Consider the following 20,974-nt stretch of genomic DNA (forward strand, 5'->3'; position numbering starts at 1 on the left):
CGACAGGGCGAGCTGGGTCGGGGGCAGTGCTCGCGGGCGTCGTTGGCAGCGGCACGGAAGGCTGCGACAACATGCGGTCTCCGTGGTGGGACACGTAATTACTACGGGTGACGAGGGAAGAGCTTCGTGGTTCGATACGCGGATGTATCCATCCTGTTGCCGAGGATAGCGGTCGAGGTAGCCGACATCTGTCCTCCTTTTAGCGATTGGCCCCCAGCCGGGGTTCCTGAGCTACAACTGTAGGGAAAACCCTAACCCCAGGTGACGCCGCCGTCGGTCGATCGAAGCACGGTGTCGCCGACCCACAGCCAGGCCCCGGTGCCCGCGATCGCGAGGGCAGCAGGAGCGGTGACGTCCGCTCCCTCGGCACAACCGACCAGCGAGGCATTCTCGAACGGAGCGGGGGCACCGTTCGTCACGAGGGCACCCAGACCGTTGCAGCCCGGCACGCCACGCGCGACGAACATGAGGCGCTCGCCGTCGGTTGCCAGTCCGTGCACACCGGCGTACGGGGACGCGCCCCACGAGCCGGTGGCGGGATTCCACTCAGCCAGGACGGCTGCGCAGGCGGCGACCGTCCGCGTCGCCGTCGCGTCGATGACGTCGACGGATGGGCAGGGGAGCCCGACGCCCTGGCCCGCCACGACGACGGAGGTCTCGTCAGAAGTCAGGTAGCCGACCTCGGCCGCCAGCGCGGTGTCCGGCGCCCAGGAGTCACCGGCATCGGCGGAGGAGAAGCCCCCGACGGCGCAGGCGTCGCCCGTGGCACCGATGATCTCGAGTTCACCCTCGTCGCCGGTCGTCAGGGTGAGGACCTGCCGGAGGTCGAAGGTGCTCGTCGCCAGCGGCGCCCACGTCACGCCGGCGTCGACGCTCCGCTCGACGACCGCGGGCGTTGATGCGCAGGCGCCGGCCGTTGCACGCCACAGCGTCTGACCGTCGACGGTCGTGATGAACCGCTTGCCATCCGCCGCCGGTTCAGCCGTCGGCTCGGCAGAAGCACCGGGTTCAGCCGGCTGCGGCGTGGTGTTGAAGGTGACGAGGGGGCGCGGTGTGCGTCCTGCTGTCGGGGCATCATTCGCCGAGAGGGCGAGTCCGACGAGGATCACGTCGACGATCAGGAACAAGGCCAGGCCCACGAGGATGAGCACCCGCTGGCTGGAACTCAGGGACTCACGCCAGCGGGAGGGGCCTTTCGCCGATCGGAAGGTCGAGCGCCCGCGTTTGGTGCTCACCGTCGATCGCCCGACTGCGCCAAGTGACGCGCGATGACGTCGATGAAGCCGCGGATCTGCTCGCCGACCCGCTCATACGTCTCGGTGCTGCGGCGATAGGGGTCTTCGATGTCGTCGTCGTCAGGGTTCTCGGGCGGGGGCACGAGCCCGCGCTCGGCCGCCACTTCCGCCACGAGCGCCCACAGGTCCGTCGCCGGTTCCGTCTCGGCCACGAGGCGAGCGAACTGGGGCACGGTGAACGTGACCCGTGAGGCGCGGGGGAGCAGTCGGGCGACGTCGCTGCGGTGCGCTCTCGTCGCCGTGAGGATGAGATCGGCGTCGGCGACGATGTCGCGGTCCAGCTGGCGCGGGACGTGACCGCTCGGGTCTCCGCCGAAGCGGCGGGACTGCTCGGCGACCTCCGCCGGCATGACGAGCTCAGGCTCCATACCCGTTCCAGCGCTCGTCACGCGGATGAGGTGGCCGCCAGCGGTGACCCCTGCCTCGTCGAGTCGGGCGGTCAGGAGCTGAGCACCGAGCGCGGACCGGCAGATGTTGCCGGTGCAGACGAACAGGATCGAGAACGGACGCGTGTCCGTCGTCGTCGTGCCGTCGGTCACGCCTTCACATCCTCGGTGTAGCCGTAGCCGGCACCGTACCCGTAGCGCGCATAGCCATACGCGTCGGGCCCCTTGGTCGGCACCATGGTCATGACGAGACCGGCCACCGAGGCGTTGACGTGGACGAGGGACTCGAGGGCACCCTTGAGCTGGTTCTTGTGCGTCCGGCCGGCGGCGACGACGACGAGCGCGCCACCCGTGTGGCGGGCCAGGAGGGCGCCGTCGGTGACCGGGAGCAGCGGCGGTGCGTCGATGAGGACGTAGTCGAACTGTTTCTCGAGACCGGTGATGAGCTTCTGCATCACGCTCGAGCCGAGCAGCTCGCTCGGGTTCGGCGGGACCGTGCCCGCGGGGAGGACCGTGAGCGCGCCGCGGCCCCAGGGCTGCATGGTGTCCTCGAGCGTCGCCCGGCGGATGAGGACGTCGCTGAGCCCGACGGCACCCTCGAGGTCGAAGTACGACGCGAGCTTCGGGCGACGCATGTCGGCGTCGATGATGATCACGCGGTGACCGGCATCCGCCAGGGCGATCGCGAGGTTCGCGGCCGTCGTGCTCTTGCCCTCGCTCTGAATCGAGGAGGTGATGACGTAGCTGCGGGGCTGGTCGCTGACGTCGAGGAACTGGAGGTTGGTGCGCAGGCTCCGGAACGATTCAGCGCGTGGGCTCTTCGGGTCGGCCTGGACGATGAGCGGGCGCTGCTTCGCCTTCGGGTCGAAGGCGATGCCGCCCATGAGCGGGATGTCGGTCACCGACTCGACGTCGCGCTCGTTGCGGATGCGCGTGTCGAGGGTGGTGCGCAGGACTGCGAACGCGACCCCGAGTGCCACGCCGAGCAGCGTCCCCATGATCAGGTTGAGCGGTACGTTCGGGCTTCCAGGCTGGGTCGGGACGTTCGCCTCCTGCACCCGGGTGAGCTTGACCGGGCTGGAGGCGCCGTCCTCGGAGCTCTCGATCTTCGCCACGACACCGGTCAGGCTCTCTGCGGTGGTGTTCGCGAGTTCGGCGGCCAGGACGGGGTCGGCGTTCGACGCAGTGATCTCGATGATCGTCGTGTCGGCCGTCGAGGTGGCGCTCACCTGACCGGCCAACTGGCCGGCGGTCATGTTCAGCTCGAGCGCCGCGATGACGGGCTGCAGCACGATCGGCGTGCTCACCAGATTCACGTAGGTCTTGACCCGCTGCTGCGAGTAGGTGTTGCCCTGGCTCAATTCGGACAGGCTGTCCGTCGCCTGCGTCGAGACGAAGACCTTCGCCGATGAGCTGTACTCCGGCGTCCTCGACAGGGAGTAAAGCGCGGAGGCAGCCAACCCCGTCAGAGCGAGGGCAAGGATGAGGACCCAGTACTTGCGGAGGATACGGAGGTAGTCACTGAGCTCCACGCGGTGGCTTCCGATCGATCAGGAGGAGAGCGGTTCACCCTGCTGCCAAGGCGTGCCCCGAACAGGGCGTTGGGAGCCATGCTGCCATAAACCGACGCCTGTTCCCGAGCGGCCGAGTCAGGAAGGTGGTCGATTGCCGTAGTTTGCTCTCGTGACGAACCCAGATGAACCGACTCCGCACGATGATCAACACGTCGCTCGATCGCGCCTCATCATCGCGCTGTTCGGGTTCGCAGCGACGGTGGCGCTCATCGTGGCGTTCCCCGCCGGCGTCCGGATCCCCGGTCCGTTCTCCCCGCTGAACGGGTACCTACTCGTCTGGTTGCCGCTCGTGGTGGCACTGCTCGTCGTCGCCCTGGTGCCCCGCTGGCGCGCGGCGGGGTCGTCAGCGGTGCGTTGGAGGATCCGACCCATCGATCTCCTGTGGGGTGCCGCCGCCGGATTCGTGCTCCGGATCGCCACGAGCTCCCTCGAGATTCTGTTCTACGGCGGTCTGCCGGCGACGGCCGGCGGCGCCGTCCCCCTGGGCACGGTCGATCAGGTGGTGTTCTTCGTCGTCGCGTTGCTCGCCGTCGTCGCTCTCGCACCGGTCATCGAGGAGCTGTTCTTCCGCGGCCTCGTCCTCCCCTCCGTGATCGGAACCCTTCGCGGCGGCCGTTGGATCGCCGTCGTGATCAGCGCCGTGCTCTTCGCCGTCCTGCACCTGCTGGTCGTGACCACCTTGGCGCAGACGATCGTCGTCGGGGTCGGAACCCTCCTCGTCGGTCTCGTCACGGGGAGCTTGGCGATCCTGACCGGTCGGCTCGGCCCGGCGGTCGTCGCGCACGTCGTTTTCAACACATCGATCCTCGCTCTCGGCCTGACGGCCGTGACGGGCGGCACCGGCGTCGTGATTGAATAACCCCCATGCCGGCACCCGAACCCGACAATCGTCGTTCATCCTCCTCAAGCTCTTCCCGATCCTCGTCGCGGAGTCGCCGAAGCACGAACGCTCGTAAGCGTGCCCGCCGCCGGGAGAATGCAGACCCTGAGCGCCTCCGCGCCCGCCGCCGCCGGACGGCCCTCATCGTCTCGGGTGTGCTCGTCCTGCTCCTCGCTGCCGTCGCCTGGATCGGTGTTCGCGCGTTCCTCGCGAAGGGGGAGTTGGAGGCCGCAGTGCCCCTCGCCCAGCAGGTCCGGGAGCAGGTTCTCGCCGGAGACGCTCCTGCCGCCGGGAAGACCGCTCGAGAGCTCGCCTCACACGCCCGTGAGGCTGCGGCGCTGACCAGTGACCCCATCTGGCGTGCTGCCGAGATCGTCCCCTGGATCGGCCCGAACCTCTCGGCGGTGCGGAACCTCGCCGGTGCGACCGATGAGGTCGCCGTCGGAGCCATCTCGCCGCTCGTCAACCTCTCCGGTTCCCTCCGCCCCGACCTCTTCAAGCCGGTCGACGGAGCGGTGCCGCTGCAGCCGATGATCGACGCGCAGCAGGACGTCCGTTCCGCCGACGACGCTCTGGAGGGCGCCGCCCAGCGCGTCCGCGGCATCGACCAGTCCTCCCTGATCAGCCAGGTGTCGGCCGCCGTCGACCAGCTCGGTCCGGTGCTCACGGAGACCGCGGACACCGTGGATGCAGCACGTCGCGCGATCGATCTCCTCCCGGCGATGCTCGGAGCCGATGGGCCGCGGAACTACCTGATCATGTTCCAGAACCCGGCCGAGCCACGCGCGAGCGGCGGCAACCCCGGTGCGCTCGCGCTCATCGGGACCGATGGAGGTCGGATCTCGCTCGTCCAGCAGGCGACCACCGCCGACTTCCCACGGTTCCCTGAGCCGGTCCTGCCGCTCCCGGTGGAGACCGCCGGCGTCTACGGCAACATCACCGGCCGATTCCTGCAGGACACGACGCTCACGCCGCGGTTCGACCTGTCCTCCGAGCTCGCATCGGAGATGTGGTTCCAGCGGTTCGGGACGCGGGTCGACGGGGTGCTCAGCATCGATCCCGTGGCGCTCGGCTACCTCCTGGCGGCAACCGGACCGATCGACCTCCCCTCGGGGGACCAGCTGACTGCCGAGAACGCCGCGGACCTGCTGCTGAACCAGGTCTACCAGCGCTATCCGGCAGGAGCGGAGCAGGACGCGTTCTTCGCTGCGGCATCGGCCGCCGTCTTCACCCGCATCTCCACGGGCAACTTCGACGCCACGAAGCTGGTCGAGGCACTCGCCAAGGCCGGCGACGAGCGCCGGGTGCTGGTGTGGAACGCCTCCGAGGAGGAGCAGACGCTCCTCGCCGGGACGAGCCTGACCGACATGCTCCCGACGAAGGAGCAGCAGGCGGACGCTTTCGGCGTGTACATCAACGACGCGACCGGCAGCAAGATGGGCTACTACCTCGACGTGCAGACGGAGAGCGGGATAGCACAATGCGGCTCCGAAGGACAGGTCCTCGGATTGCGTCTGAAATTTACGAACACGGCTCCAGTGGATGCTGCGACGTCATTGAGCGAGTACATCACCGGCGGCGGAAAGTACGGCGTCGTGCCGGGGAACTTCAACTTCAAGGTGGCACTGTACTCGCCGCCAGGGTCGTACACCGAAGGAATTCAGCGTGATGGCGCGGATCTTCCGGTGCAGCCGGCTGTCGACGGCGACTTCCCGTTGTCGCAGTTCCGCCTCGAATTGGCGCCCGGTGAGAGCACGACGATCGACCTCGCGGTCTCCACTTCCGGCGTGTCGAGGCAGCCATTTGTCGTCTCGACCCCCAAACTTCATCTTTTCGAAACACAACAACTGGCGCTTACCTGCGAATTTGCCGTACAGTAATGCGTGTTGTCGGATTTGAACCGTTTTCGGGGGGCTTCGGATACGACGCAACACTCTTCGTCACGACGCGGCTGTTCGTGGCGGTAGCTACAGCTCTGTCAGTTACAGCACTGTCAACCGATCAGTCTCCAAGGGGAATCCACACATGCTCAAGAAAATCACCGCGGTCTTCGCGTTGGCCCTCGCCGGCCTCTTCATCGCTCCGGTCGCTGCGAACGCTTCGTACGTTCCCGGCGCCGACATCGTCGTGACCGGCGATGTCACGGCCGGCGGCACCTTCGTCGTCACCTTCACGGACGGCGCCTTCCAGCCGAACGAGGACGTCTCCCTCGCGCTGACCGGTGAGAACGCGACCGGCGCGACCCTCGCGGCCGTCGACACCAAGACGCTCGTCAAGACGGCTTCGGCCACCGGCTCGGTCTCGCTGACCGTCACACTCCCGACCAACGCCACCGGCACCTACACGGTGACCGGCACCGGCCTCTCCTCGCAGATCATCGGCACCACGACCGTCACGGTCCGCGCGGTTGCCGGCGGCGGCGCTGGTGGCACCGGTGGTGGCGGCCTCGCCGACACCGGTTTCAACACCCCGGCCTTCCTCGTGTGGGGCGCTGCTGGTGCAGTCGTCCTCGGCGCAGCACTCATCGCGGTCCTCGTGATGATGCGTCGTCAGCGCGCGGGCCTCGCCGCGTAACACCCTTTCGGTCCTCGGGCCGATACAGAACGGCCGGTGCAACTGCACCGGCCGTTCTTCGTTGTCTGGGACCCTGCCGACGGTGCAGCGGACGCGGAAACCGACGAGTTCGGCCTGGGCGCAGCAACCCTTCAGTGGCGTCCGCCGGACCACTCAACGGGGCCGGAAAAGAAAATCACCAGCGCTGATCGGTGGCCCCTAAGCTGCAGCTGTGGACGAGGCGCGAGCGCGACCAAAGTGCGAGTTCGCCGACGGGCTACGAGCCGTGGCCGCGTTGGCTGTCGCGGTGTTGCACGCGACGACGTTCACCGGGCATCTGGGAGACGCGGATGCAACCTCCCCGTCATCGCACGCCTCACGGAGCTCGGGAACTACGCCGTCCCCGTCTTCATCACCCTGTCGGGCTACGTCCTGATGCTGCCGGTGGCGCGGACCACTAACTTCGAACTGCGTGGGGGCTTCTGGCGGTACCTGTGGCGACGCGCGAAGCGTATCCTCCCGCCCTACTACGCCTCCTTCGTCCTGATCGCCACGGTGCCCGCGCTCCAGTCCGGGAACGACACCGCCTGGTTCAACAAGGTCCCCATCACTCTTGAGGGCGTCGCTCACACTTCCTGCTGATCCACAACTGGAATGGTGCCTGGATCTATCAGATCAACGGCCCCGCCTGGTCCGTCGCGACCGAGTGGCATGTCTACTTCATCATGCCGCTCGTCCTCCTCCCGATCTGCCGGTGGCTGAGCCCCTGGTCATGGTCGTCGTCGCTCTGGCGGTGGGGCCGGTTGTCTCCTACGCCTTCCCGAACGCCGGATCCGGCAATTACTGGATGATCGGGCTGTTCGCGCTCGGCATGGCGGCGGCGCTCGTCACCGTCCGCGGCACCCGCATCCCCGCCCCGTGGTTCGGGTGGGGAGCGCTCGGGGTGGGGATTCTCGCTGCAGCGTGGATGATCTTCGTGACTCCACACACTCGGAACGAGCAGATCATCAGCGACACGCTCGCCGGTACCGCGATCGCCCTCGCGCTGGTGTCGATGGGACGTGCCGCCGTCGACGGACGTGTGAACCCGGGACGGCGTGTGTTGGAATGGCGTCCGCTCGTCTGGATCGGGCTGTGGTCGTACAGCATCTACCTCATTCACTCGCCGGTACTCGCGCTGGCGAACATCCTCCTCCTGCCGCTCGAGCTGCCGACCTTCGTGAACTGGCTGCTGCTCGTGCTCGTTGTGCTTCCGGTCGCCCTCTCGCTTGCGTACGGATTCTTCTGGCTCGTGGAGCGACACTTCATCACCAGCCACCAGAAGCGCGTCATCAATGAGCGCGTGGACCCCGATGCCTCCGGGAAGGTCGCATGAGGTCTGCAGCGCCCGTGGCTACCAAGACGGTCGGTCGCCCGTCGGCACTCCCAACGAGCTGAGTATCGATGCAGATGTGGCTGTGATCGTACCGAAGGTTCGACCGGAGCGCGCCGGTCCGGCGGCGGCTTCGCGCGTCAGGCGTTCCGGCGGAATCGGCGTGTGATCCGGCGAAGGATCGGTCCGATGATCTGACGAAGGACCAGCCGGTTCTCGCTGCCGGCGAACCACCAGAGCAGGGCCGCGTACACGATCGACCCGAGGACCGCGAGCGGAACGGCGAAAGTCCAGAACGCGTGGTCGCCACGAGCCCAGGCCGTCTGCTGCAGGAGGGCGATACCGACGACGACGGGGACCATGGCACCCACGCTTCGGAACACCTGTGCAAGATACTTTCCGGCAGGGAGACCGATCAACCTGTGAAGGATGCGGATGCGCACGGGCCACGTGACGATCCTGGACCATCGCGACAGGGCGACTCCGACGATCCCGAACGGAAGCAGAGCGAAGACGAGCGCGACGCCGACGATGTTCTGCAGGACGGCGACCCACAGGGCCACGTCCGCTCTGCCGATCGACAGGAACGCGCTCCGATCGAAGTACATGACGGCGCCGAACGCCCAGCCGCACGCGAGGATCCAGATCAGCGGCGCCGTCTGGTCCCAGCCCGGCCCGAAGGCGAACGGCACGATCTGCACCGCGAACACGGCTACCAGTCCGAACAGGGGCACGCCGATGGCCGCGGAGGCGAACGTCATCTGGAGGAAGATGCGGTTCAAGCGTGGAAGATCGTCCTGCACCTTCGAGAACGTCGTCAGTGTCACCCGGGACATGACGGTGGTGACCAGTTCAATGAGGATCGTGCCGATGCGCTGAGCCAGGTAGTAGTAGCCGAGCACCTCGGTGCTGAAGAACGCACCGACGATGAGCTTGTCGATGTTCTGTTGCACGGCATCGAGGAGCCCGATGCCGATGATGCGCAGTCCCATGGACCACATGGAGCGCAGTGCGACGAACGAGAACTCGAAGCTCGGTCGCCACGCCGTCGCCGTCCAGAGGATGATCACCGAGGCCGTGCTCGTGACCAGTGTCTGGGTCACGAGGGCCCAGACGCCGCCTCCGGCGACGGCGACAAGGATCGCCGCCGTCGCACCGCAGAGCGCTCCGCCGACCTGGCGGACGGCGAGGGACTTGAACCCGAACGAGCGCTCCAGCAGCGCCGCGGGTACCTGGGCGAGTGACGACACCGGCAGGCTCAGGCCGAGCACGCGCAGGACGTCGACCAGTTGAGGTTCGCCGAACAGCGAGGCGAGGAGCGGAGCGGAGAAGAACAGCGCCGTGTACAGCAGCACACTGAGCGAAACCGACGTCCAGAACGCGGTGGACGCGTCCTTCGGTCCGAGATCCTTGCGTTGGACCAGGACGGTGACGAAGCCGGATTCGACGAACACCTGCAGGAGGGCGATGACGACGGTCGCCATGGAGACGAGACCGAAGTCCGAAGGTGACAGGAGCCGCGTCATGACGGCGATCACGACGAGGGTCAGGACGCGCGAGCTCCATCGTTCGAGAACGATCCAGCCGATCGACTGGGTCGCCTTCTTTCTGAGCCCGTCGCTCTCGCCGTCGGTCATCGCCGAGTGCGCCGGCGCAGCGGACGGATCGCCCGACGGAGCAGCGCGGAGAGATCGGTGGCGACAGCCGACGGGCCGAACGCGGACCACAGCGTGTTCAATGGTCCTCGCGAGGGGCGGATCCCGAAGTCGCGTTCCATGGCGGCCGAAAGCGGGCGAGCGACTCCTGCGAGCGACTTCCCGGAGTGGTTCTCCCCGGTGTCCACGTGGTAGACCGCGCCCCGGTACGGAAGTGTCCGCAAGGCATGGCCGTGTTCCCGGTACCAGCTCTCCGCATTCCGGTGGGCGCCCATGATCTCGTTCAGGCGTTCACCGTAGGCCTCCGCGACCGCTTCCTGTGAGGCACCTTCCGAGAGGTGCGTGGGCACCCCGTAGGCACCGATCGGGACGATGAAACACGTTCCGCAGGTTCGGTTGAAGTCGGCCTGCGGGACGTACACGTTTCGTGCCCGTGAATACATCCAGCCGTCGTGGATCACCCAACCACCGTGGTCGGGATTCGCCGACACCGTCGCGGCTAGATCGCGGTGGACGAAGTCGTCAGCGTCGAAGATCATCACGTGCGAAGGATCGTGCCGAGCGGCGGCGATGAGCCCGATACCGAGCTTCGTGCCCTTGTCCCAGACGAAGGGGGCCCGTGCGGTCTGCGCTCCGGTCGCCGGCGCCGGCGCCGGGAAGTCGACCTCGACGAACTCGGTGCGAGGCGGCAGCTCGAAGTCCGGTCGCCGATTGCCCACGATGATCACCACGTAGTCATCGGACGTCTGCTGCGTGACCGAGCGCAGCGTGTCCTCGAGCAGCCGCTCCACACGCCCGTAGTCGACCGAGTTCTGCGGGTGCCGCAGCGTCGTGATGAACGCGAGCATCAGAGCGCCGTCAGACTCTGGACAGTCGCCTTCGCGACTGCGGTGTCGGTCGCATAGTTCGCCGTTGAGAATCGACCGGTGTAATCGTCGAACACCGCTCCGATCTTCCGGTAGTTGTTATCCAACGCGACATGGTCGATACCCAACAGCAGCGCCAGGACATGCGCGTGGAGCCGGTCGACGACGACGATGTCCGCGGCGGCGTACCACCGCAGTGCTCCGGTGATGTTGATGACGTTCAGGGAGGTGATGAGACGCTGAACCGCCCACTGCGGCAACGTCGGCGTCCAGCCGAGACGCCGACGCACTCGGACGAGGAAGTGGTGGAGCTTCATCAGCCGTCGCGCAGTGCGATAGCGCACCGCGAGCCAGCCTTCACTGTGCCAGTCGGTGCTGGTGACTGACAGGCCGTCACCCCAGTCATCGCCGACGTCGTGCAGGCCCGACATGGCTTCCTTGTCACGCCGGGCGATGACGAGCACATCGGTGCCCCGGGCGCTGCGTTCCTGTGCCGGAGGATCGAATCCGAGCGCCATGTCCTGGCAGAACACCGGCTGCAAGGAGGGGAGCTGCTTGGCGGCGCGCTCCATCGAGAGGGAGTCGCGAAGCAGCAGCCGGAAATCCGGGTGCTTGCCGATGATCTCGTCGGCCTGCGCGGCGCGAGCCTCGGAGGCGAAGTAGATCGATTGCGACAGCTGCACGACGCGGTAGTCCGGCAGTTCCTTGACGATCCGCTCGCGATGGTTTTGATGCCCCATCCAAAGGTCGCCGAAGTTCCCGCCGCCGTGAAGGAGGACGACTCCTGAGGGCATCGCACGGCGGAGTGCCGCGGGATCGAAGGTGGCGATGTCGGCGATGTACCGGATGCGGAGTCCGAGACGCCGGAAGTACGCGATCTCTCCCGCCCAGATCAACGAGTCTCCGACGTTGGTCTGGTTCGGGGCGTCCAGGAGGGCCACGTCCACCGTGTCGCCGATCGCGTCTCGCAGGGTGTGCTCGGTGGCCTCCCTGAGGGTACGCAGGTACTCGGCATCAGCGTGGCTCAGTCGCACACAATCCTCGATTCGATGTCTGACACGCGCGCGCGACTGCAGCAGTCGATGAGCTAGTCCTCGAGTGGAGTCGCGAACGCTGCGATGCGGTTCTCGGTGAAGGACCGTGCAGCTGCACAGACAACCCCTCGTCCTCATCCTACTGACTACCCCACAATCGTCGAGTTCCCTTGCTCGTGCGAGCCGCAGTGGGTCACGAATCGCGCGCATCGGGACCGGACCTTGGGGGTATCGGCAGTGATAGCGTCACTCTCACACCGGCAGCCGGGTAGCAACTGCGTGTCAGTCGACGTCGACGTCTGTCTCGCTCGTCGGTCTGAACACCAGTCACGCCCGAACTCGAGCCCGGACCTTCGTCAACGGAGGAACCCGCTCGGCTGAACGAAAACGGTCTCTGCATGACACAGCTCAATGTCTGGTGCCTCAGCGGCCTCGGGAACAGGATGCGGTCGCTGCTCGGCGCGAAGGATCTCAGCGATCGGCACGGCTGGGAATTCTCCTACACCTGGGACGACCGGTCGGCTGGGCTCTCCGCTGAGCTGGACGAGCTGTGGCAGAACGAATTCGAGCGCACATCGCGAGCTACGGCGACGCTGTGGAGCCTGCCGTCGAGGGCATTCCTTTCCGGTGACCAACGGACGTGGCCCGCCGGTGCGGAAGGTCGGCGTCGGATCAATCTGAAGACGGGGGACTACATCGTCGACCGTGACGGCGAACGGCTCGATTGGGGCAATCAGCTCCGCGCACTCCGGCCCGCCGCTTCGGTGGCCCAGCGGATCGAGCAGGTGGGAGGCGAGCTCGGCCAGGGTGAATTCGTCGGGGTGATGATCCGGGCACACGAGGCGTCACACCCGAAGACGAAGGAATTCTCGCCGGTGTCCTGGTACGAGACGCGCATGCAGGAACTGCTCGAACAGCGACCCGATCTCCGGTTCTACATCTCATGTGATGTGCCGGAAGTCGCCGATGCCCTTGTGGCGCGGTTCCCGATGGCGGTCACGCAGCGCGACAAGGGCGGCTACAACACGACGACGGGGACGCAGGCGGCCGTCGCCGACATCTACCTGCTCGCCGCTTCCGGGGGCATCCTCCGGCCGTACTGGTCCAGCTTCACCACGATGTCGAGCGAACTCGCCGACCAAGCCCTCATCCTTGAGGACTCCCAGTCGGAAGTCGCCCTCAGCGAGCACACGCTCGTGCCACGGGCCGTCGACCCGCTCCGCCCCTGGGAACGACCGACGGCCCGCTAGCGCTGCGTCCTTGCCACCTACGCGTCGTCGCTCGGGTGGTCGGGGTCCTCTTCCTGGTTGAAGTTCGAGGCGTCGGGGTCGTGGCCGACCGCGAGGCCGTCCTCGCTGTTGGGGATGGTCTGGTTCTCGCCCAGGCCGTCCGGCTTCGGCGTGCCCTCGCTCGAGGTGCTGTCGGTGTCGTTCGTGTGGTTCGTCATGGGGAGAGATTAAGAGGTACGGCTCCGGAGACGGGCAGGGTTGACAGGATGCGCGGGTGCCCTTCGACAGGCTCAGGGACCGGACCCGACGGGCCGGCAGGACCTCAGCCGGCAGTCGATCACTGCAGAAAACGGACAGCCGGGACATACCCCCTTCCGGGGGTCAGGCAGTCGGCAATACTCTTCGACCAGCCTGGGTCCGGCCGTCGGATCCTCCCGTGATCCGAAACGAGCATCATGACCATGAACATCGGCAAGAAGACCGTCCCCACCCCCATCGCCATCTCCTTCTGGCTGTGGGTCGTCGTCGCCGTCCTCCTCGTCATCTCCGGCATCCTCACCGCCACCTCACCGGCTGAGCAGGCCGCGGCCACCCGCCTCAACCTGCCCGTGCCGACCGAGGTGATGACCATCTCCTCCGGCATCGGCTCGTTCATCGGCGCCGCACTCCACGTGCTCTTCGCCTGGTTCATGGCGCAAGGCCGCAACTGGGCCCGCGTGATCCTCACGATCTTCGGCGTGCTGTCCGTCCTCGGCTCGATCGCCTCCATCTTCGTCGGCAACATCCTCGCGATCGTCGTCGTCATCGTGACCATCGTCGCCGTCGTCGAGATGTACCTCCCGGCAGCGCGGGCGCACTTCTCCCGACCCGTCCGATGACCACCGGACAGACCGAGCCGTCGCCGACCCCGCGCCAGCGACGAGCCGAGGACCGCCGGGCCACCGCCGCCCTGCCCTACACCCCACCGGACGGCAGCCGATGGGGAGCCGGCACCGCCCTGGTCGTCCTCGTCATCGCCCTCGCGCTCCTCGTCGTCCTGCGCGGCGCGCTCCCCGCCGTCCTGGGTGACACCCAACTCGCCGACCTCCTCCTCTGGACCGTCTTCTACGGCGGCATCCTCATCGCCTTGGCCATCATCTGCAAACGGTTCGGCACCGGCTCCTGGGTCACGGACTTCGGGCTGCAGTTCCGCTGGTTCGACGTCTTCATCGGTCTCGGCTCGGCGATCGGCATCCGGCTCATCGCCGGCATGATCGACGGCTTCGTCATCACCCTCATGGGTGGAACACCGAAATCGAACCTGGCACCCCCGGCCCCCGAGATCGGGTGGGTGATCCTCAACTCGGTGATCGCCGTCGCCATCGTCGCGCCCATCTGCGAGGAGCTCCTCTTCCGCGGGCTGCTCCTCCGGGGCTTCCGGAACACGATCCTCCGCGGGCGACCGTCGGGCGCGGTCCGCGGTGGCGCGGGAGCGACCCCGTCGACCTCGCGCCGCCGCACCGCAGCCGTGGTCTCCGTCGGCGCGAGCGCGCTGCTGTTCGCCGCCGTCCACCTCTACGAGGGTTGGGGCAGCCCGATCACCATGGTGACCCTCGGCCTCACGATCCTCGTGCTCGGCGTCGTCAACGGCGTGTACGCCGCCACCACCAAGCGACTCGGCCCCGGCATCTGGACCCACATGTGGTTCAACGGCATGGCCGCCGCAATCGTGATCGCGGGGAGCGGCGCGAGTTGAGCTGCGCGAGCTGAGCGGCCGCGGTCCCTGAGCGAGCGCCCTTCGACAGGCTCAGGGACCGGGACAGGCTCAGGGACCGAGGGCGGTCAGGGGACGATCGCGCAGCCGCCGTTGGTCCCCAGGGCGTTGGACGTCCCGTTCACCAGCCGGTAGGGCGACGACCAGCTCGTCGAGGGGAGCGTCAGCCGCGCACCGACGTAGACGTTCGACCCGAGGAGCCCGCCGAGCAACCCGAGGCTGAACGTCGAGGTGACCGTGGTGGTCCCACTCGTCGAGGTCGGGGTGATGACGGTGGGCGAGGTGAACGAGGCGTTCGGCGAGTACGCGTAGTTGATGGTGTAGCCCGCGGGGATCGTGTAGACGACGGTGTACGAGGACAGGAGTCCGACCACATTGGGGTTGAAGGTGCAGCTGGTGATCGCCGGTGACGGCACCGTGAACGCGGAGAAACTCGCGGAGCCGAACCTGGTGACCGTCCAGGCCGCCTCGGTCTGCGCTGGGGCGGGTTGCGCCGCGAGGAGGAGTGCGGCGAGCGCGACCACCGACGCCACCAGCAGTCGATGTGTGCCGATCGGGCGCCTGGCACGGCCCACTCGCCTGCGTCGATCCGTCACCGTCGTGTCAGCGCGCATCCCTCATCGACCGGCCTTCGCGAGTCGAGCACGTTGGCGCAGCGCGCCGGTCCAGGCCCCGACGAGTCCGAGGATGACGGCTCCGGCCGCCGCCCAGATCGCGAACTCGACGTTCGCGCCGGTGCGGGGGAGGGTGGTCATGGGCGAGGCCGACACGGACACGTCGTCACCGATGCCGTCGGCCATGAGCGTCAGGGCGACCGAGGCGTCGGCGGCCGCGGCCCCGGCGGGCATCCGCACGTCGAAGCGCACCCACCAGGCCTCGGTGCTGCGCATGGACAGGACAGCACGCTCGACACCGTCGACCGGTACCGGCATCTCGTCGAACAGGTGGGTGGTGGTCCCCTCGCATCCGGCGGAGGTCCACCGGACCGAGCAGGCGTCGACCTCCATCACCAGGCCGAGTGCGGACGAACCGGAACCCACCATGGAGACGTCGATGGACCCCGGCGTCGCCGCCGGCTTCGTGTGGATGCCCACCTGCCACGGTGTCGACCGGCCGGGGCCGAGGTTCTGCATGGCCGTCGGGTCGCCCACCGAGGTGAGCACGACGGCCTCGCCGGAGACGACGTCGACCTGCGGTTCCGCGTGCGCCGGACCAGCTGCGGCGCCGAGCGCGAGGCCTGTCCCGAGGACGACGGCGAGGGGTGTGGAACGGAGGGCGGCGTGCCGTGCAGGTCGCCGGTTCGGAGCCTTGGCCGCCGGGGCAGCCGGGGTCCGCCGTCCGCCGGTCCCTCCGGGCGGATCGTTCCGTCCGGAACGCGGCCAGAACGCCCAGCCGACGAGCACCGAACAGGCGAGCGTCAGGCCGCCGAGGACCCACGGGTTCGAGAACCAGATGACGATGGCGGCGAGGCCGGGCACCGAGCCGAGGACGATCCTGACCGTCTCCACACGGTAGGGCTCAGGATCCTCGGACAGGTTCGCGTCCCCCTGCATCGTGATCAGGCGCTGCGATCCCGGTGCGCCTTCGCCACCGTCCGTCACCGAGGTGACCCGGTGGGTCACGGGGAGCTGCCCGGGGCGGTCGACCGTCACGACGTCGCCGACGCGGATGTCCGACGCCGGGATCTCCCGCACCAGGGCGAGCGAGCCGGTCGGGATGGTCGGGCTCATGGAACCCGTCTTGAACATGATGAGCGTGATGTTGAAGCAGGTGGCGAGGATCACGAGCACGATGCAGACCACGCCGCCGAGGGCCGCGAGGTTCAACAGGGTGCTCCCGACGACCGACGCCACCGAACGGCGGGGTCGCTGCCGTCCGGTGACGTCGATGGTGTCCGCGAGGGTCCGGGTCACGGTGCTCCGATCAGGAACTGGAGGTGCTGGTGAACTGCCACGTCGCCGACGCCGTCCCGCCCTGTGCGGAGGACGGGGCGTTCGCCTTGACCCGCACGTCGAAGCAGAACCGCACCGTGGAACCGGCCGCGGCCGACAACGCCCCGGACGCCGTCGGCGTGGCCGTGCCGACGGCGAGGGTGGTCGTGTACGCGGGGACGGTCCCGGAGGTGAAGGCCCCTGCATTGCAGGCGGTGGCGACGGGGATCACGACCACGCGGTACTCGAGCTGCGGGAGCAGGGTCCCGGTCGCCGCCGACGTGGAGGTGAGTGCCACTGAGCCGCCGATGTTCGTCGACGCCGTGGTGCGGATGTCGATGGTCGCGTACTGCGAGAGCGACGGCGACATCGCGACCGCGTTGAACGCCAGCGTGGCCGGGTTCCCCGCCTCGTGCGCCGCCCACGTCGACGTCACGGTCTGCGACTCCACGGCGAAGGTGCTCGCCGCGAAGGTCGCCGTTCCGAACTCGTCGTCGCTCCAGGCCGCCAGGGTCAGCGAGGTGCCGACGCCGAGGACGAGTGCTGCGGCCAGCGCGGCCCGCGTGCGCGTGTACCGACCTGCCCGGCGAGGTGTCGCCGTGCGATGGTGCCGCCCGAGGGCGGGCGAGTGGCGTCCCATGATGCCCGTCCGTCCCGCGACTACGGCAGCGGGGTGGTGGAGACGGCCGAGAACTCCCAGAGCACGGTGCCACTCGGCGAGGCCTGGGGGAGTGACGCGGCGGGCGTGACCTCGAAGCAGAGGAAGACGGGTTCCGTGGCCGCTCCGAGCGTGAAGATGTCGGCGGCCGTGCTCGTGGTCGTCGCGGCGTCCGTCACGAGCGCTTCACCCGCGGCGAAGCTCGTCGCGTCGCACCCGAAGGTGTCGGTCGCCACGACGGAGTAGGTGAGGGAGGACGCGATCGGAGCGGCGCTGGACGCGGTGATGTCCACCGTCGCCGCGTAGGTCGACGTGGCGGTCAGCTGCACGGCGAAGCCGGCGTAGACGGGCTCCTCCGGGGCCAGGTTGTCGGCCTCGACGGCGAAGGTGAGTGGAGCGGCGACGTCGTCGGTCGGGTGCTCCGTGAACGCGGCGCCGTCGGTGCTGCCCTCGATGCTGAACGCACCACCGGCGAAGAGCCCGGTCGCGAACTCCGAGTCGTTCCAGGCGGCCAAGGTGATCGCGGCACCGACACCGAGGACGAGTCCGCCCGCGAGGATCGCTTTCGCACGCTTGCTGCGGAGGCCGCGTGCGGGTGTGTCAGCGCCGGTCGCCGCTGGGGCTTCGGTGGTGGTGTCGATGGTCATGGAAGCCCCCTGGAGTCCGGCGATGGCACCTCGTGCCACCTGCTGGTGTCTGGCACGGGGAGACGTCCTCCACGCGTCTCTCGACACTCACAGGACGATAGGCAGGACGCTCAGGTGTTGTCACCAGTAGTGGGGTACTGGGATCCTTCACCGCTACCGGGAAAACTGCGGAGACGGAGCCCGTCGGCCCAGCATCACCGGCATCACGCCTCGCGCCGCACCGACTGGGAGACGATCCTGCCCAGGTCCCGCCGGCGTCCGGCACCGACCTTCGTCCGTGCCTGGAGCACGTGCGACTCCACCGTCCGCACACTGAGGAACAGTCGGGTCGCGATCTCCTGGTTGCTGAGCCCCTCGGCGATGAGCAGTCCCACCTCCAGCTCGCGGCGGGTGAGGGCACTCAGATCGGCGGGTTCCTCGCTCTCGCTCCGTCGAGCGTCCGTCGCGAGATAGGCGAGTGGTGCGTGCGAGGGCGGCGGCGCCGGCGTCGTCGGGACCGCACCGGTGTCGGTCCGGAAGGAGACGAAGAGCGGAGACGGGGACGCGATCGCGTGCTGATCGATCACGGCCTCCGATGACGGCCGAGGTGAGGCGTCGGTCAGCTGCGCGGCTCGCTCCGCACACCGACGCGCGTGTTGCGGCCGGCCTTGTGCGGCGTGGAGCCGTTCGGCGAGCTGATGGGCCCCGATCGCCCGATGCCGGGCTCCGAGCTGCTCGAGCGAGCAGGCGGCCTCCTCGGCTCGGCTGGCGTCACCGACCGCCCCGGCCTCGAGGAGGAGCAGCAAGGCGCCCTGGAGCGGGGTCAGCTCGTTCGACCGCGCATCGGCGACCCACTCGAAAGCCTCCACCGGCTCCGCGCCGACCACCGAGGCGAGGCACGCGGCGTAGACGCGTTCCGTCAGCGGCTTCTGAGACGACCGTGCCATGCCGTACAGATGTACCCGAGCCGCGTCGAGTTTGCCGCTCGACATCAACAGGCTGAAGTCGGCCACATCGGCCAGGTAGGAGAGGGCCGTCGAAGCGTCGATCAGCTGCTGATCCTCAGCGGCGCGACGTTCCATCGCCTCGTCGACGTGACCGGTCTGGGCGAGCGCGCTGACCATGAGCAGGCCGAGCTGCGTGTGCACTTCCGGAGGCAGGGTGGAGTCGAGCATCCGTTCGACGATCCGGAGATCGGCCAGTGCCCGTTCCGGTCGACCGTCGAACAAGGCCAGCTGTGCGCCCAGGATCCCGACCACACTCTGATCGATGGTCGCCAACCGGCCGGTACCGCGTTCGGCCCGTTCCGCGAACTCGTCGACGTAGCGGGCGAAGCCGGCCCAGGACAGCCCCGCGAAGAGCCGGATGGTGCCCGCCGACAGCACGTACATCGCGCTGGCGTCCCGGACTGCGTGGGAGAGGGGGCGAGCGGAACTGTACGGCACCGCCCGGTACACCGAGTCGGCCAGCTGGAACAGGTCGCGGAGTTCGGACGGGGTGGAGCGCATGCCGAGGCGCGTCAGGAGCGCGGCTGCGGCGTACAGCCGCGAGGACTGCGTCGCCTCGGTGTCGCGCAAGACCTTCCAGAAGACCGCGTCGCTGTCGGTCGGACCCTGCTCGTGCTGGTCCCGCCACGTCTCGATCATCAGGATCCGCTGCGAGAGGACACGACTGTCCTCCTCCTGCTCGGTGAGGTGCTGGGCGCAGGTGCGCTCACTCCACCGGTCGAGGGTCGCCCGCCAGCTGAGAACCTCCGATTGGATGTCGTCATCGGTGGCCGCGGAGGCGTCAATCTCCAGGACGCGCTGCGCGCCGACGACGTCACCCAGCATCGCGAGCGACCGCGACCACTGGAGTGCTGCCGCGACCGAGGGATACAACGCGGCCGAACGTTCGGCGAGTGAGCGGGCGTCCTCGGCCAGCCCCGCCACGTTCGCGACGTGCGCCGCGTCGAGGAAGACACGGGCCACGGTGGAGGACTTGAGGCCCTCGTCGAGGTGGTCGGCGGCCGTCGTCAGCCAGTAGCGACCGAGGATGAACGACTCGTTGGGGGTGAGGCGGCCGCCGACCCTGAGGTCGGAGATGAGGGTCCGCTGCACGCGGTCGTGGCGGTGCAGACGACCGCTGTGCCGCCATTCCGCGAGCGCCGACCAGGCGTGCAGCTCGTCGGCGACGATCCGGTCCTGTCCCGTCCCGTCGTTTCGGGCGAGTCCGAGCCGCATCAGGGCGTGCAGCGGATGTTCGCCGAGGAGGCGTGCCGCTCGTGCGTAGGGGATCGTCCCGAGCTTCGCCAACATGACGAGCGCGTACCGTTCCTCGTCCTCGAGGCGTGCGAGCTGTGGTTCCGTCAGGTCGTGCACGCGCGGGGAGACCCCGGCGACGCCGAGGGAGAGGATGCTGCGGGGGAGGTAGAACTCCCCGCCCGTCTCGAGCGCGTCCTTCGTGAGTTCGTGGACGAGCCGCGGCGAACCGTTGCTGAGACGGACGATCACGGCCTTGGCCATGTCGTCGAGGACGGCGTCGTCGGCTGCTGCGTCGGCGAGCGCCGAGGCTTCGAAGCCGTCGAGGGCAGGGAGGTCGATGCGGGTGAGCGCGCCGCTTCGCCAGACGGCGAGGAGGCGGTGTGCGGCCTCGTCTGGCCGCCCCTGCAGGCCGGTGCGTTCTTGTTCCAGGGTGACGAGGGCGACCTGGTCCCGCGATCGTGCGAGATCGACGAGGTCGGTCAGGCTCGATGGGTGCAGGTCGGCGCCGTCGTCGATGATGAAGACGGAGCCGCTCGGTGCGTCGCGCCACCCGCCGAGGGCGTTCGAGGCGTTCAGGGAGGAGTCGGTGAGGCGGATGACCGAGCGCCCCTGCTCGTGCATCCGGCGCCCGATGGACTCTGCGGCGAAGGTCTTGCCGTAGCCGTGCGGGCCGACCAGCAGGGTGCTGGCCCGATCGTCGATCAGCGTGGCGACGCGGGCGATGGCCGCGGCTCGGCTGCTCTGGGCGGCGGGTGCCCGCGTGGCGGACTGTCGGAACTCGCCGGAGCGCCGAAGCGCCGACCCGGCCGACCGGCTCGCGCCACTGTACTGGTGTCCGCCGGCGCTCATGAACGGACCTGCTCACGCGAGATCGTCCACCGCTCCTGCGGTCGTGCCGTCGCCAACAGTCCATCCATCG

20 protein-coding genes are annotated in these 20,974 nt (G+C 68.2%); 8 read left to right on the top strand and 12 right to left on the bottom strand.

Annotated elements, in window-relative coordinates:
* Positions 1–251: 251 nt before the first annotated feature.
* From ASF68_RS17985 to ASF68_RS17995, 3 genes are read right to left on the bottom strand one after another with little or no spacing between them, the layout of a single operon-like run.
* Complete coding sequence (locus ASF68_RS17985; protein WP_056014384.1) at positions 252–1,235, bottom strand: hypothetical protein; 984 nt, start codon at positions 1,233–1,235, stop codon at positions 252–254.
* Positions 1,232–1,834, bottom strand: coding sequence for a low molecular weight phosphatase family protein (locus tag ASF68_RS17990; RefSeq protein WP_056014387.1), 603 nt, complete (start codon positions 1,832–1,834; stop codon positions 1,232–1,234). The genes ASF68_RS17985 and ASF68_RS17990 overlap by 4 nt, the downstream gene beginning before the upstream one ends.
* Positions 1,831–3,213 (bottom strand): polysaccharide biosynthesis tyrosine autokinase, encoded by a 1,383-nt coding sequence (locus tag ASF68_RS17995; RefSeq protein WP_056014390.1) that lies wholly within the window; start codon positions 3,211–3,213, stop codon positions 1,831–1,833. The genes ASF68_RS17990 and ASF68_RS17995 overlap by 4 nt, the downstream gene beginning before the upstream one ends.
* Before the next feature lie 151 nt (positions 3,214–3,364).
* Between ASF68_RS17995 and ASF68_RS18000 the strand changes: the two genes are divergently transcribed.
* From ASF68_RS18000 to ASF68_RS18020, 5 genes are all read left to right on the top strand, one after another.
* A complete protein-coding gene (locus ASF68_RS18000) occupies positions 3,365–4,114 on the top strand; it encodes a CPBP family intramembrane glutamic endopeptidase (RefSeq protein ID WP_056014393.1) in 750 nt (249 codons plus the stop codon).
* A gap of 176 nt (positions 4,115–4,290) precedes the next feature.
* Positions 4,291–6,015 (top strand): DUF4012 domain-containing protein, encoded by a 1,725-nt coding sequence (locus ASF68_RS18005; protein ID WP_056014396.1) that lies wholly within the window; start codon positions 4,291–4,293, stop codon positions 6,013–6,015.
* Between the two features lie 145 nt (positions 6,016–6,160).
* Positions 6,161–6,709, top strand: coding sequence for a hypothetical protein (locus tag ASF68_RS18010; protein ID WP_056014399.1), 549 nt, complete (start codon positions 6,161–6,163; stop codon positions 6,707–6,709).
* A gap of 237 nt (positions 6,710–6,946) precedes the next feature.
* A complete protein-coding gene (locus ASF68_RS19345; protein WP_255357348.1) occupies positions 6,947–7,330 on the top strand; it encodes an acyltransferase in 384 nt (127 codons plus the stop codon).
* Between the two features lie 112 nt (positions 7,331–7,442).
* Entirely contained in the window at positions 7,443–8,063 is a 621-nt protein-coding gene (locus tag ASF68_RS18020) for an acyltransferase (RefSeq protein ID WP_157580612.1), read from the top strand.
* A gap of 137 nt (positions 8,064–8,200) precedes the next feature.
* On the opposite strand, the gene ASF68_RS18025 is transcribed toward ASF68_RS18020, so the two are convergent.
* The 3 genes from ASF68_RS18025 to ASF68_RS18035 are packed head-to-tail and all read right to left on the bottom strand — an operon-like array spanning position 8,201 to position 11,825.
* Positions 8,201–9,697, bottom strand: a complete 1,497-nt coding sequence (locus tag ASF68_RS18025) for a lipopolysaccharide biosynthesis protein (RefSeq protein ID WP_056014407.1) — start codon at positions 9,695–9,697, stop codon at positions 8,201–8,203.
* Positions 9,694–10,563 (bottom strand): glycosyltransferase family A protein, encoded by an 870-nt coding sequence (locus ASF68_RS18030; protein ID WP_056014410.1) that lies wholly within the window; start codon positions 10,561–10,563, stop codon positions 9,694–9,696. The genes ASF68_RS18025 and ASF68_RS18030 overlap by 4 nt, the downstream gene beginning before the upstream one ends.
* Positions 10,563–11,825, bottom strand: a complete 1,263-nt coding sequence (locus ASF68_RS18035) for a polysaccharide pyruvyl transferase family protein (RefSeq protein WP_082498802.1) — start codon at positions 11,823–11,825, stop codon at positions 10,563–10,565. The genes ASF68_RS18030 and ASF68_RS18035 overlap by 1 nt, the downstream gene beginning before the upstream one ends.
* Before the next feature lie 188 nt (positions 11,826–12,013).
* Here ASF68_RS18035 and ASF68_RS18040 point away from each other — a divergent pair, with 188 nt between their 5' ends.
* On the top strand, positions 12,014–12,865 hold the full coding sequence (locus tag ASF68_RS18040; RefSeq protein ID WP_056014416.1) for a hypothetical protein: 852 nt from the start codon (positions 12,014–12,016) through the stop codon (positions 12,863–12,865).
* A gap of 17 nt (positions 12,866–12,882) precedes the next feature.
* On the opposite strand, the gene ASF68_RS18045 is transcribed toward ASF68_RS18040, so the two are convergent.
* Positions 12,883–13,062, bottom strand: a complete 180-nt coding sequence (locus ASF68_RS18045; RefSeq protein ID WP_056014419.1) for a hypothetical protein — start codon at positions 13,060–13,062, stop codon at positions 12,883–12,885.
* Between the two features lie 237 nt (positions 13,063–13,299).
* Here ASF68_RS18045 and ASF68_RS18050 point away from each other — a divergent pair, with 237 nt between their 5' ends.
* Together ASF68_RS18050 and ASF68_RS18055 are read left to right on the top strand one after the other, a co-directional pair.
* Positions 13,300–13,722 carry a hypothetical protein gene (locus ASF68_RS18050; RefSeq protein ID WP_056014423.1) on the top strand — a complete coding sequence of 141 codons (423 nt, stop codon included), beginning with the start codon at positions 13,300–13,302 and terminating at the stop codon, positions 13,720–13,722.
* Entirely contained in the window at positions 13,719–14,579 is an 861-nt protein-coding gene (locus tag ASF68_RS18055; protein WP_056014426.1) for a CPBP family intramembrane glutamic endopeptidase, read from the top strand. Before ASF68_RS18050 ends, ASF68_RS18055 begins: the two co-directional genes overlap by 4 nt.
* Before the next feature lie 86 nt (positions 14,580–14,665).
* Here ASF68_RS18055 and ASF68_RS18060 read toward each other — a convergent pair whose 3' ends face one another.
* From ASF68_RS18060 to ASF68_RS19375, 5 genes are all read right to left on the bottom strand, one after another.
* Positions 14,666–15,211, bottom strand: coding sequence for a hypothetical protein (locus ASF68_RS18060; RefSeq protein ID WP_157580615.1), 546 nt, complete (start codon positions 15,209–15,211; stop codon positions 14,666–14,668).
* A 3-nt stretch (positions 15,212–15,214) separates the two neighbouring features.
* Positions 15,215–16,510: a signal peptidase I gene (locus ASF68_RS19110; protein ID WP_235526872.1), complete on the bottom strand. Its 1,296-nt coding sequence runs from the start codon at positions 16,508–16,510 to the stop codon at positions 15,215–15,217.
* Between the two features lie 10 nt (positions 16,511–16,520).
* Positions 16,521–17,168: a SipW-dependent-type signal peptide-containing protein gene (locus ASF68_RS19305; protein ID WP_056014432.1), complete on the bottom strand. Its 648-nt coding sequence runs from the start codon at positions 17,166–17,168 to the stop codon at positions 16,521–16,523.
* Between the two features lie 20 nt (positions 17,169–17,188).
* On the bottom strand, positions 17,189–17,833 hold the full coding sequence (locus ASF68_RS18075) for a SipW-dependent-type signal peptide-containing protein (protein ID WP_157580618.1): 645 nt from the start codon (positions 17,831–17,833) through the stop codon (positions 17,189–17,191).
* A 203-nt stretch (positions 17,834–18,036) separates the two neighbouring features.
* Positions 18,037–20,904: a LuxR C-terminal-related transcriptional regulator gene (locus tag ASF68_RS19375; RefSeq protein ID WP_056014435.1), complete on the bottom strand. Its 2,868-nt coding sequence runs from the start codon at positions 20,902–20,904 to the stop codon at positions 18,037–18,039.
* Between the last annotated feature and the right edge of the window lie 70 nt (positions 20,905–20,974).

Origin of the sequence: Plantibacter sp. Leaf314, assembly GCF_001423185.1 — a bacterium.
Classification (GTDB): domain Bacteria; phylum Actinomycetota; class Actinomycetes; order Actinomycetales; family Microbacteriaceae; genus Plantibacter.